The organism is Planctomycetia bacterium, from assembly GCA_015200345.1.
Taxonomy (GTDB): domain Bacteria; phylum Planctomycetota; class Phycisphaerae; order UBA1845; family UTPLA1; genus PLA3.
This window is the reverse complement of the sequence record CP054187.1, coordinates 1327528-1339774: the sequence shown is the minus strand read 5'-3', so window position 1 is coordinate 1339774 and position 12247 is coordinate 1327528. Positions and strand designations below refer to the sequence as shown.

9 protein-coding genes, 1 tRNA gene and 1 pseudogene are annotated in these 12247 nt (G+C 63.4%); all 11 read left to right on the top strand.

Going from position 1 to position 12247, the window contains the following annotated elements:
• Positions 1–100: 100 nt before the first annotated feature.
• The 11 genes and pseudogenes from HRU71_05635 to HRU71_05585 all read left to right on the top strand — a co-directional run bounded on the left by HRU71_05635 (position 101) and on the right by HRU71_05585 (position 12236).
• A pseudogene (locus HRU71_05635) lies at positions 101–310 on the top strand (GIY-YIG nuclease family protein).
• Positions 311–346: 36 nt separating this feature from the next.
• Positions 347–410, top strand: a tRNA-OTHER gene (locus HRU71_05630).
• A gap of 413 nt (positions 411–823) precedes the next feature.
• Positions 824–1525, top strand: coding sequence for a PEP-CTERM sorting domain-containing protein (locus tag HRU71_05625; protein QOJ02997.1), 702 nt, complete (start codon positions 824–826; stop codon positions 1523–1525).
• A gap of 294 nt (positions 1526–1819) precedes the next feature.
• Positions 1820–2896, top strand: a complete 1077-nt coding sequence (locus HRU71_05620) for a phosphoribosylformylglycinamidine cyclo-ligase (GenBank protein QOJ02996.1) — start codon at positions 1820–1822, stop codon at positions 2894–2896.
• A gap of 40 nt (positions 2897–2936) precedes the next feature.
• The gene (locus HRU71_05615) at positions 2937–4202 is read left to right on the top strand and encodes an aspartate kinase (GenBank protein ID QOJ02995.1); all 1266 of its coding nucleotides are present in this window, start codon (positions 2937–2939) and stop codon (positions 4200–4202) included.
• Between the two features lie 44 nt (positions 4203–4246).
• Complete coding sequence (locus tag HRU71_05610; GenBank protein QOJ02994.1) at positions 4247–4828, top strand: thermonuclease family protein; 582 nt, start codon at positions 4247–4249, stop codon at positions 4826–4828.
• A 107-nt stretch (positions 4829–4935) separates the two neighbouring features.
• The gene (locus HRU71_05605; GenBank protein QOJ02993.1) at positions 4936–5451 is read left to right on the top strand and encodes a hypothetical protein; all 516 of its coding nucleotides are present in this window, start codon (positions 4936–4938) and stop codon (positions 5449–5451) included.
• A complete protein-coding gene (locus HRU71_05600) occupies positions 5448–7499 on the top strand; it encodes a hypothetical protein (protein QOJ02992.1) in 2052 nt (683 codons plus the stop codon). Before HRU71_05605 ends, HRU71_05600 begins: the two co-directional genes overlap by 4 nt.
• Positions 7500–7835: 336 nt before the next feature.
• The gene (locus HRU71_05595) at positions 7836–9875 is read left to right on the top strand and encodes a hypothetical protein (GenBank protein QOJ02991.1); all 2040 of its coding nucleotides are present in this window, start codon (positions 7836–7838) and stop codon (positions 9873–9875) included.
• Positions 9876–10147: 272 nt separating this feature from the next.
• Complete coding sequence (locus HRU71_05590) at positions 10148–10771, top strand: flavin reductase family protein (protein QOJ04928.1); 624 nt, start codon at positions 10148–10150, stop codon at positions 10769–10771.
• 64 nt (positions 10772–10835) lie between these two features.
• Positions 10836–12236, top strand: coding sequence for a hypothetical protein (locus HRU71_05585; protein ID QOJ02990.1), 1401 nt, complete (start codon positions 10836–10838; stop codon positions 12234–12236).
• Positions 12237–12247: the final 11 nt, after the last annotated feature.

Below are 12247 nucleotides of genomic sequence, written 5' to 3'. Positions count from 1 at the left end.
CTGGTTTTCGACCCCGCTGCCATCGGGTGATAGTCTCGGATTGACAGTCCTGACGCCTCGCGGAGCATCCAGCCGGGAACGCAGGTCCGAAGCGGGACCGATGAACTGTGTGTCGAAGAGGAACTCTGGGCAGGTCAAAGTGACGGGTCGGCTTGACGTCGGCTCGACGGGCAACCTGACTGATCGCTTGGCCCGCCACAATCGCGGCCAATCCAAATCGACGCGGCATGATGTGCCGCGGCAACTCGTTCACTGCGAGGGCTACTCCGAACGATCTCAAGCCGTTCAGCAGGAGCGTTATTACAAGTCGGGCTGGGGCCAGGAAACGCACCGACGATTGCTGGCGGGAGGGCTTGCTGGAGAGCGTTCGCCGCGGCGACAGGTCGAGAGTTCAAATCTCTTCGGCTCCATTCGAAAGACTGACGGGATCCGGCGGTGTATTCCCGGATCACTGATTTCGCGATAAATGGTGGTTTACGTCCCGAATCCATTTATCTATACTTGTTATCTATCTTGTATCTTGGGCACTCGGGCACTCGGTTATTGGCTTAACCGTTTGAAAATAATTGAGTTACGGCGAATCGGGCGGCTTGTGCATGTGGTTCAGGCGGCCGAACTGCTCGTGTTTTGTAGTGACTGCGGAAAAAAACGAAATCGAGTGCCGCAAACTCTTGACATCGAGTCGTGAATTCGGTTAGGATGCTCTCAAGTTGCGGTAGTGCAGGCCCGTTGGGCGAGCTGCGCGTGCCGTTGGAGCGAGGAAATACAGGCGGCGGAGGGTCAAATCGACTTGGCCGCCTCAAGGCAATCAGGAGGAAGAGACATGCGGAAGATTTCACTTGCGGTAGCGTTCGTTCTGGCTGCGGCCGTTTCGGTCAACGCCCAGAACATCAACATCGACTTTGACACGGCTGCACCTGGCGGTGCTGGCGACGGCGCTCCTGCTAACACCTATGGCGCAGCTGCTGGCGCTGCGGGTGCGGGTTGCTGGAACCTGTTCGACGGCATCTCGCAGACCCAGATTCTGAATGCGGGCACGGGTGCGGCATGCACGCCGACGCCTGTGACGGTCACACGCAGCTCCGCACTCGGTGGTAACTTCGCGTTCAACAATGCGAACACCACTGGCAACCAGGAGCTTCTGCTGGACGATGGCCAGGACCTTAGTGCGGTCACCGGCCCGCTGACGATTACGTTCACTGGCTTGGTCAACGGTATCTATGACGTGTACACCTACGCAGTCGCTCCGGACTTCACCGGAACGGACACCACGGCGGTTACCGTCAATGGTATCACGCTGAACTCGACCGGTCCGATTCCGGCCGGCAACGTCTTCATCGCCGGCCAGACGCACACGCTGCACGCGAATGTCGCCGTCGTCGCGGGTACGCTGACGATCAGCGCTGATGAAGTCGCTCCGAGCTTCGGCACGATCAACGGCGTTCAGTTGGTCCTGATCCCCGAGCCGTCGTCGCTGGCCCTCCTCGGCCTCGGCGCGCTCGGCCTGATCCGCCGCCGACGCTAAGCCTCCTGCCGCCCGGCTTGTATGGCGGGCAACAAAGCCTTGAAACCCAAGCCGCCGGTCAGCAATGACCGGCGGTTTTCATTTTTACCGCTCGGCCTGAATACGCCGGTAAGGCGGAGTCACTCGTTCCGCGCCACGCCCCCAGAAACATGCTCAATTGAATCCCTCTGCGATCGGAATCCGCACAATTGACGCGTTCACGGTGGAAGGTTGCGCAAATCCCGGCTCGCGGATAGGATGACCCCTCACGACCGGCGGACGGATCGGACAACCCCTCACCCAGCGCAGCCTGCCATGAGACGGACCTCGCGGCCGAAGCAAGCAGCCCTGACTTACAAATCTTCTGGTGTCGATATTTCCGCGAACGACGAGATGGTGGAACAGATCCGCCACGCCCTGCGCCGCACGCACGACCCGCGCGTGCTCTCGCGTCACAACGCCTTTGCCGGGCTGATGCTCCTGGACTACGCCGAGCCGATTCTCCGGCGAAACTACAAGCAGCCCGTGCTCGTCGCCGGGGCAGATGGTGTCGGCTCGAAGATGCTGCTGGGGCTGAAGTACGGCCGAGTCGCCGGGCTGGGCATCGATCTTGTCGCGATGAACGTCAACGACGTGCTGACGTGCGGCGCCGAGCCGCTCTTTTTTCTTGACTACGTTGCTTGTCACAAACTCGAACCGGCTCGCGTCGCCGAGATCGTCGGCGGAATCTCGGACGGATGTCTCCAGGCCGGCTGCGCGCTGCTCGGCGGCGAGACGGCCGAACTGCCCGATCTCTACGAGCCGGAGCATTTCGACCTCGCCGGCTTCTGCGTCGGCGTTGTCGAGCGGCGGCGGATCATCGACGGTTCCACGGTTCAGCCGGGTGACGTGGTCCTCGGCCTGGCGTCGAGCGGGATTCATTCGAACGGATACGCGCTGGCGCGGAAAGCGATCGCGCGGCTGCCCCGGCGCGGCAAGCTGCCGGTCGATCTCGGTGAGCCGCTTGTCGACGCGCTGCTACGGCCGACGCGGATCTACGCCCCGTCGATCACGGCGTTGTTGAAAAAGTATCGGCGCAAGCGCGTCGTCGGCGCGATGGCGCACATCACCGGTGGCGGCTTGGAGGGGAACCTGCCGCGCGTCATCCCGGAATCGTGCGACGTGGAGATTGATCGAACGAGCTGGCCGGTGCCGCCGATCTTCCGGCTGCTGGCATCGACGGGGATCGATCGTCGCGAGATGTTTCGAGTGTTCAACATGGGCATTGGCTACGTGTTGGTGGTTCGTGCGGCGTTCGCGCGGAGCGTTGCGGCGTTCTTGAAAGTCCGCGGGGAGACGGTGTACCGAATCGGCGTTGTTCGCCGCGGGAGCGGACGGCTTCGCTGGCGTTGAGGCGCGGCCTCCCCACGGCGATAATCCGCGTGGAACCATCATGCCCATTGTCGTTCAAAAGTTCGGGGGGACGAGCCTGGCCAATGCGGAGAAGTTTCATCGCGCGGCGCGGCGCGCCATTCAGGCCAAGCTCGCCGGGAATCAGGTGGCCGTCGTGGTCTCGGCGATGGATCAGACGACCGACGAGCTGATCAGCCTCGCGTATGAAGTGACCGACCGTCCCAGCCGGCGGGAGATGGATCAGTTGCTGGCCACCGGCGAGCAGGTGTCGATCGCGCTGATGGCGATGGCGATTCATCACGCGGGGCACGACGCGATCAGCATGACCGGCGCGCAGATCGGCATCAAGACGGATCGCTCGCACGGGCGCGCGCGGATTCGCGAAATTACGGGCCGGACGCAGTTGATGTCCCTGCTGAATCAGGGCAGCATCGTGATCGTGGCGGGTTTTCAGGGGGTGGACGAGCAGTTCAACGTGACGACGCTGGGCCGGGGCGGATCGGACACGACGGCGGTGGCGCTGGCGGCGTCCTTGCAGGCGGACGTGTGCGAGATTTATACAGATGTAGATGGGATTTATTCGGCTGATCCGCGGATCGTGCCGGCGGCGCGGAAGCTGGACTACATCTTCTACGACGAGATGCTGGAGCTGGCGTCGCTGGGAGCGCAGGTGATGCACTCGCGCAGCATCGAGCTGGGCAAGAACTACGGCGTGCGGCTTTGTGTGCGCAGCAGCCTGACCGACGCGAAGGGGACCGACATCGTGAACGTATCAAGCGACTTGCAGCAGGTGATCGTGCGCGGGGCGGCGCTGAAGAAGGGCCTGGCCCGCGTGGAACTGGTGCGCGTGCCGAACCGGCCGGGCATCGCCAGCGAAATCTTCCGGCGCGTGGCCGAGCGCGAGGTCATGGTGGACGACATCATCCAGGTGATCCATGCCGGCGGCACGACGGCCGATTTAAGCTTCACGGTCGACAAGGGCGACGTGGAGGCGTGCCGCAATCTGGGGCTGGAGCTGGGGCAGGAGTTGCCGGGTTTGTCCGTCGAGATTCGCGACAAGCTGGCGAAGGTGTCGGTCGTGGGCGTGGGCATGCGCACGCACACGGGCGTGGCCAGCCGCATGTTCGAGGCGTTGCATCAGTCAAACGTCAACATCGAAAACATCTCCACGAGCGAAATCGTGATTTCGTGCGTGATCCGCGAGGAGGACGGCGAGCGTGCGCTCCGCGCGGTGCACGAGGTCTTTGAACTGGATCACGCAGCCAGCGGCGGCCAGCCCGGCGCGAACCCCCTGCACAAGCCGTGATACCCGATCTGGTCAAGCGATGGCGTTGGCGTCGTCGATGGCGCGTGGCGAGCGTGCTGGGCGTCGTCGTGCTGCTGTCCGCGCTGGATCACGCGCGGGAGCCGATTCGCCGTGGCGCGCGCGATCAGGATTATCATGATCGCGTTGCACGGGTGATTCACGCCGCCGATGGCGATACGCTGGACCTTGAGTTGCCCGACGGCGGGCGACCGATGACGCGTGTACGCTTGTGGGGCGTCGACTGCCCGGAGATCGCGCACGCACCGGGCGAGACCGACGCGCATTTCGGCCGCGAGGCGGCGAACTTTGTGCGGCGAGAAGTCGTGGGTCGACGCGTGCGTGTGGAATTGGATCGAAACCGAACCAATCGCGATCGGTATGGTCGCCTGCTGGCGTATCTGTATGTGGTGGCCGAAGGTTCCGACACCGAGGGCGAGTTGCTGAACCGGATGCTGATTGAGCGCGGCTTGGCGTATGCGGATCGGCGATTTGGTCATGTCCGCGAGCGCGAGTTTGTGGCCGCTGAACAGCGCGCGGAGAAGGCGAAGGCCGGGCTTTGGGCGGCCGTCCGGCGCGAGCAGATGCCTGCCTGGCGGCGGGACATTGCGCGAGTCGGCGGCAAGTGAGCGAGCGCCGTCCGAGCCGCGATCGGTCCGGGATTCGCCGTGGCGCGGAGCGCAACGTACCGCATGTTCGACGCGCAGATCGTCGGCTTCTGCAATCGGCAGGACTCATGTCGAGAGACAAGCACATCAAGAAAAGCAATACTGGCATCCTGGGGGGGGGCGTTTTGTTCACCTGCCTTGTCCTGGGCACGGCGCGCCCGATCGCGCTGGGTCAATCCGGCGGGGCGGCGCGTTCCGATGCGCCAAGGGTTTCGACGGCGATAGAAGACGAGGTGCTCGAAAACCTGCGTGGGCAGGAACTCGGCCCGGCGGCGGTGCGCGATCTGAAACTCCCGGAGCCATTTCTCCGGCGCGTCGCCGATCGGGTCATCCGCACGACTTTCCGAGAACGGTATCGCGTGGTCGTCGCGCAGACGAACCTGCCGGTCCCGGTGGTGCGATCCGATGCAATCCGCGGATCGTCCGCAGGGAATCCCGTTGGCCCCGGCGTCCTGCCGGTGACGGAACGCGCGATGGACGATCGTGCGACCGCGGCGAACTGGCTGGCGTGGGGCGCGGGTGGGTTCGTGATCGGATTGGCGGTGTTGTACGTTGTGTTGTGGCGTCGCGGGAGGCGGGCATGACCCGACGCTTCATTCAAGCGTATGCGTTTGCTGTTTCGCTCATCGGCGCGCATGGATTGGCTCGTGTGTCAACTCGCGCCGAGGCGCAGCAGACTGACGGGTCGGGCGTCGTGCGAGTCATAGACGCGGGCGAAACGGTACCGGGGTATCGCGCTCGGCAGGAGCTTCGACGGTCGTATCCCGAGTCTCGCCCGGGCGCGCGTGGTTTTCGCGCGATGGTGTTTTCGCCTGCGGCGGGCGGTTCCGAGCCGATCGGCGGCAGGTGGTCGTTTGAAGTGGGCCGTGACGGAGAAACCGCGGCGAGAAAACACGTGGCGGATCTCGTGGCCAAACGTCTCGCGGCGGACGGTCTCCCGATGACGTTCGCGCGCGTGGAGTACTGGCTGGCGGCGCGCGATCCGACGTATCTCACCGTTCCGTATCGAGATCGCGAATCAGTGCTGCGTGGCATCGGCCTCCCCACGGATTTGTTATCGTTCTTCGTGGATGATTCCGCGTCGGAACGTGAATCGATCGGCGTACGCATCGCCGGCGATCCTCCTCCATTGGTGCGCGCGGTGGATGAAGCCGTCGCCGCGGGTCGTTCGGAGAACGAAGTCATCGCCATGGCCCGCGCGCGGCGCTTCGTGTTTCGCCCGACGCAGCCGGGCTATCGCGCCGCGACGGAGTCAGGTGAACACGCGATCGGCTGGGTCCGGCTCCAGGCGTCGGCCGGGAGTTACTACGAAGGCCCCGGTGACGGCGGCTGTCTGGACGTGTTTCACCAATTGCTCGCGGCGCTGCCCGACGCTCGGTTTATCATCAGCGTGGAGCGCAAACACGCCGGCGGGCTGCTTGGTTCGCTCCGCGGATGGGCGGTTCCGCGTCAGAATGAGACAATAGTAATTATTGAAGACTTTCCCCTCTCACAATGGGCGCAGGACAACGGAAAACCGGGGACGGTCCTCGCGCCGGGCGAGATCGATCAGGCCGCGTCGCCGTTGACGCTGGTGCCGCGCTACGCGAGCCGCGGCGAGGAGGCGTCGATCTTTGTCACCGGCGACTCGTTCGTGTGCGAAGGCGTGGCCGAGGCGGGGCTGCCGTTTGCGCAGTCGCCTCTGTTGTTTCAGGGGGGCAATTTGCTGGCGGTGTGGGACGCCGCGCGGCGTAAGCGTGTCCTGCTGGTGGGGGAGGCGGAGATTCAACGCAACGTATCGCTGGGCCTGACCGCGGCGGAAGTCGAAGCGGCGTTGGCGATCGAGTTCGGCTGCGAAGAAACCGTCGTACTACCGGCGGTTTCCTATCACATCGACTACGAAGTGGCGGTCCGCAACGTCAACGGCCGGCCCGTCGTCCTGATGAATGATGAGCTGGCTGCGGCGAGGGAGATCGTCCGGCTGGGCCTGGCGCGGCTTGCGTCAAGCGATTCGTCAGGTCCGTTGCCGCTCGATGCCCGGACATCGCTCGCGCGGTCCAGGGCGATGCTGGACCGGTCGAATGACCGCGAGGCAGGGGCCGCCGCGGCAGAATGCCTCGAACGCCTCGCCGTTCAGCCTGGACAGTGGCCGCTCGATCTGGTTCGCTGCTTTGCGGTCGGGTCGGGGGAGTCGGCCGTGGGCAACTTCAATCTGTTCATGGCATCGGTGGATATTCTTCACACAGCGGGAGCGACGGAATCATCCTTCGCGGGCGCGGATCACGCGTCGTCGTATTTCCGCTCGCTCATCCGGCGGCGGGCCCAGCGTCAGGACATCACGCAGGCGCTGACGCGCCTGGGCTGGGAGGTCGTCGCCGTGCCGAGCCTCGCCGATTCGGAGCAAAGTTTGTGCTATTTAAACGGCATCCAGTCGCGGTCACATTATTTCATGCCGGCATACGGTGGCATGTTCGTGGCACTCGATTCCAACGCGGCGGCATTGATCGCGCGCGCCTGGGGCGAAGGGGTGAAGGTTGTGCCGATTCGATGCGGAGAAAGCCTCCGTCGCGACGGGGGCATCCACTGCTCGGCCTCGGTGTACCCCGCCCAAGGAGGGCCGCTTACCCTTGGGGCCGATCGCCGTGGGCCGTAACTCATTGACAGGGCGATGGTTGCGGCCGCCTGCTACCAGCGTGCGTTAATGCGCAGCCCCATTTAAGAAACTTTTTCGACGCGATTGGGGGCGGTTTTCAGACGTTATAATGGAGGCGGTGGTTGCAACTAGCATTCCGTGTCATTGACGCGCTGGCCGCGCGCTCCTGCGGGACCCGACCAGCGAGTCGACCGATCCATGTGTGGGTGGAGTCGAGGAGCGGGTGAGGTTCACATCGCACCATTGGTCTCTAGTCGGTCCTACACCGCGCGCGGAATCGACGTCGGTTCGCCGGACGTGCTGCGGGATGGCCGCTCGTTTTATAAGGATGTGGAAATGAAAGTGTTTGGCTGGACGAAACGACTGGCGTTCCTGGGCGTGGTGCTGTCTGCGACCTCGGTTGGGGTGCGTGCCGAGGGGCCGGCGGCGAATGAGAAGCGATACGGCTTGACCACGGGAACGGCCCTGCTGGAGCTGAATGCCGGCGCGATGGGCGCTTTGGGCGTGACGTTTCCGGTCGAAACCAGGGCGGACGGTAACGTCGGCATGCAGTTCAATGTGAATGGCGCCGCGTCGAGTTTTCAGTTGGCGCGCGTGGATGGCGCCAGCGCGGGGTTGTACGGCGTGCTCGCGACGGAAGGCACCGGCAAGTGGACGATTTCGACCGACGCCGGCCGCCAGACGGTGAACGTCGGCGACTTTCTGATCGGCTTTGCCGGCCGACACGGCCATGTGAGCGATGCCCAGGACCTGCACCTGGAAGTCCTGTCCGTGTCGCCTGAAAGCGTCACCGTGGATTTCGACGGAGCGTTCGGCACGATCACCGTGCGGGGTGAGCTGGTCGTCTCGGAACAATTTGCCGCCAACGTCCTGAACCAGTCGGGCATGGCCGGGCGTTTTGTCGGCCATCTGACGATTCAGGGGATGAGCCGCGAGGCGATGGAGCCGAGCGAGCCGGATAGCGAGGCCGGTCTTCGTGCGCCGGGTCCGGACGTGACGGTGGGCGAGCTGCGCGGCAATGGGGATAGCCCGGGGACGCAGCCTTCGAATTGGGGCACGAATGGCGGATACGTGGCCTACTCGTTTGGAACGACTTCCTGCAACGTTGGGACGAATCCATTGTGGTGGTACACCTTTGGGGCGGCGAATCCGTCGTGGCACCCGGTCATCAACCAAGGTCTGTATCGCTACAAGGTCGTCGATGGCTCGGGTCGCTTTGAGATGCTGGGGCAGGCGTGGCTGAAGCATGGTTTCTGCGCGTTGCAGGGCACGGTGTGTAGTGCGTGCTCGCCGTACTGCGGCGGCTGCTGTGACAATCTCGGCGTCGGTTGTTCTGACCCGTACACGGCATCGCGCAACGGCGATCGAACGGGCATGGGCCCCAAGTCGCAGATTAATGCGGCGACCGGTCAGATCCTGGTTTGGCCCTATCCGACAAGCAATCCTCCCAGCAATTCAACCTTGGGTCGCTGTCGCGTACTGATCTCGGATATCGATCCGGCTCAAAATGCCGGGGCGGCGTACTATGCCGAGGGCATGTATGTTTCACAAGACGACGCCGGCGCCGGCAACGACAACAACAATGCCTCGTATCGGCGATGTCAGTTTGGCGCCAGCGGCAGCTATCCGATGACCTGGTTCAGCACGTTGGCCGGTCAGACGGTGCGGCAGCAGGCAGCGATCAACGCGTGGAAAGTGCATGATCCGGCGGTACAGATCGTCCACGTCGATGTCATCAACGACGGGCGCTTCACGATCGGCTATCGCGTCACCGATTTGAGTGGCGTCGGCAACGGCCCGTGGCACTACGAGTACGCCGTGTTCAACATGAACTCGGATCGCAGCGCGTCGTCGATTTCCATTCCGCTTCCGGCGGGCAGCGTGGTGACCAACACCGGCTTCCACGACGTGGAGTACCACAACGGCGACGGTGCGACGATTGGCATCAACTTCGACGGCAGCGACTGGCCGGCGACGGTCACTCCTGGAACGTCGATCTCGTGGAACATGCCCGTGGCCTCGCCGGCGGCGAACTCGAACGCCCTGCGCTGGGGCACGTTGTACAACTACCGGTTCGACGCCGACAGCCCGCCGGTCGAGGGCCTGATGACCATCGGTCTTTACAAGGCCGGCACGCCGACGAGCGTGGTGGCGGACGTTTTGGTGCCCTCGGTGCCGACCTGCGATTGTCCGGGCGATCTGGACAATAGCGGTGTGGTGGACGGCGGCGACGTCGCCCTGTTTACCCAGATGTACATCGGCAGCATCAGCACCAGTGCGTGCGCCCAGGTTGAGAAGCCGGAGAGCGGTCCGCTCGACTCGGCCGACGTGGATATGTTCGTCAGCCTGCTGCTCAACGTGACGCCGTGTAATTAACGCGCGGCGGCAGATCGGCCAGTCGGTGAGCCGTTGGCGACCGATTCGGCGAGAGAGTTGAACCCATTCAGCGCCCACGGGGTAATAAGACCCGTGGGCGTTTTTTTGCGCGTGGCCGACTCGGCGAGGGCGCGGCATGATTATGATTCGTAGAGTTGTTTGCGCGCGCGAACGCACCGCGTCGCTCGAGCGGCGGCGGCGAGGTTTCACCGGATCCGATTGAGGGCGCAATGTATATTGACTTGGCAACTACCGAGCACTCGTGGCGGGCCATGCACCGCTTGTACCTGTCCTTTGTTCAACCGCGGCCGATCGCCTTCGCCTCGACGATCGATGCCGAGGGTCGGCCGAATCTTGCGCCGTTTTCGTTTTACAACATGATGTCGGCGAATCCGCCGGTGGTGGTGTTCAGCCCGGCGCTGAATCGCCACGGGCAGCCGAAGGACACGCTGGCGAACATCCGGGCGACAAAGGAGTTTGTCATCGCGACGGTCACGGAGGCCATCGCCGAGCGGATGAACGTGTGCAGCACGGAGTTCCCGCACGGCGTGAGCGAGTTTGAGAAGAGCGGATTGACGCCGCTGCCGGGGAAGAAGGTGCGGGCAATGCTCGTGAAAGAAAGCCCGGTGAACATCGAGTGCCGATTGATGCAGATTGTCAGTTGCGGTGACCAGCCGGGGGCGGGCCAGGCGGTGTTCGGCGAGGTGGTGGCGGTGCACGTGGACGAGACGGTGCTGGCGACGGGGGATATGGTATGCGACCCGGCGAAACTGCGGGCCGTGGCGCGAATGGGGGGCGATCTGTATTCGCGGACAACCGACCGCTTCGCGCTGAAGAGCCTGCGCGACCCGGCGGAGTTTGAGCGGCAGGGACCGGCGAAGCTGACAAACGACTAGATGCAATCTCCGGCAGGGTCGGCGCCGCAGGTTCATCTCGGCTCCATTTCTTAACAGAGCGTGCATGAACGATCTTGAAACGCTTCAGATTGCCGCCGGGTCCGGCGTTGTTGAGCAGGGCGTGTCTCAATCGTCCATGTCGCGGCTGACTTTTTGCCGGGGCTTCTGGTTACCCCTGACGCATCTACTGCGTCCGAGGGCGATGGGCGCCGCTCTTGTGGGATGCCCAGCGGCTGCGCAAACGCTGTCCCTCCTTGCGGGGCTGGCGTTTTTGAGTCTGACCGTCTTCGGACTGGTCATTTTTGAGGACGGTCTATCCGGAAATGGGTTCGCCGAAACGCTCGCGCGCAACGTTCGTGGTCATAATCGAGCTGACGGCCAGGCGGCGCTGTTCGGGGCGCCGTTGGGGTTCGTGGGCATCTCGTTGATTCTCGCGGTATTGCGGTTTCCCGGGCTGCATCGCAACGGGTCCGTGTGGCAGACGCTGGCAAGGGGCCTGCGATCGTCCCTGCTCCTCGTCTGGCTGGCGGCGATCCTCATTGTGGTGAGCTATTTTGTGGTGATCGCGGTGGATTATGAACTCCGGCGAGTTGTTCCCCCTTCCCATCGCCACGACGCGGAAGGCATTCTGGCTCTTACGGGGGTCTCACTTCTGTTCTGGGGGCTGGTCTGGTGGGTGAGGCAACTGGATGAAGGCATGGTCTCGCGCACGAAGACGGACGAACTGCCCATGGTCTGCGAGGGCTGCGGCTACCAATTGGTGGATGAACAGGCCGAAGCGGTGTGTTCGGAGTGCGGTCGTGTGGCGGCGGATTCCCTGCTGCCGGGGCGGTCGCGGAGGACGCCCGACTGGGAGGCGCGTCCGGTTTTTTTAAATTGGCTAAAATCGACCTGGTCAAATTTGCTGATGCCGACCGAGGCTTACAGGATGATGCCGATGCGCAGCGGGATGCGCGCGTCGGGCCGGTTCTTGATCATGATGTTCCTGGCGATCGGCGTTGGGGCATATGGCTGGTTTTTTACGGTCTATTGCATGGTCGCGTTGTTGCGCAAGCCGGCGACGCCGGGCCGATTTGATTGGGTCGAAGCGCTGGCGATTCCGATGGTTCCCGGATGCATTTGTCCCCTGGTCGGTTGGCTCTGGCATCGGGGGATTGGGGCCGTTGTGGCATTGCTGGTAGCGTGGCAAGCGCCGCTGCGCGATGGGCGCTGGCTGCTGAAGCTGCTGAACTACGAGAGTTGTTTCCTGCTCGCACACTGTGCGTTCAATGGCTCATTGCTGACGGTGTTCATTCTTGCTTCAAAGCAATTCGAAGCGTTCATGCATGCGGTTACCGGAATGCGAGGAATCGGCGGAGTTCCGTGGGGGGTTGTGATCATGTTACTGGGGAATCTCGCGCTGGGGGCGGTCTGGGTGGCGCGGTACGGGCGCACGGTCCGGGCGATTCGATGGAACAACTTTTAGCGGAGCTTCGC

Bases quoted from the DNA above. Each gene is read 5' to 3' on its own strand.
- HRU71_05625 (QOJ02997.1), top strand. From the start codon at position 824: ATGCGGAAGATTTCACTTGCGGTAGCGTTCGTTCTGGCTGCGGCCGTT.
- HRU71_05620 (QOJ02996.1), top strand. From the start codon at position 1,820: ATGAGACGGACCTCGCGGCCGAAGCAAGCAGCCCTGACTTACAAATCT.
- HRU71_05615 (QOJ02995.1), top strand. From the start codon at position 2,937: ATGCCCATTGTCGTTCAAAAGTTCGGGGGGACGAGCCTGGCCAATGCG.
- HRU71_05605 (QOJ02993.1), top strand. From the start codon at position 4,936: ATGTCGAGAGACAAGCACATCAAGAAAAGCAATACTGGCATCCTGGGG.
- HRU71_05600 (QOJ02992.1), top strand. From the start codon at position 5,448: ATGACCCGACGCTTCATTCAAGCGTATGCGTTTGCTGTTTCGCTCATC.
- HRU71_05595 (QOJ02991.1), top strand. From the start codon at position 7,836: ATGAAAGTGTTTGGCTGGACGAAACGACTGGCGTTCCTGGGCGTGGTG.
- HRU71_05590 (QOJ04928.1), top strand. From the start codon at position 10,148: ATGCACCGCTTGTACCTGTCCTTTGTTCAACCGCGGCCGATCGCCTTC.
- HRU71_05585 (QOJ02990.1), top strand. From the start codon at position 10,836: ATGAACGATCTTGAAACGCTTCAGATTGCCGCCGGGTCCGGCGTTGTT.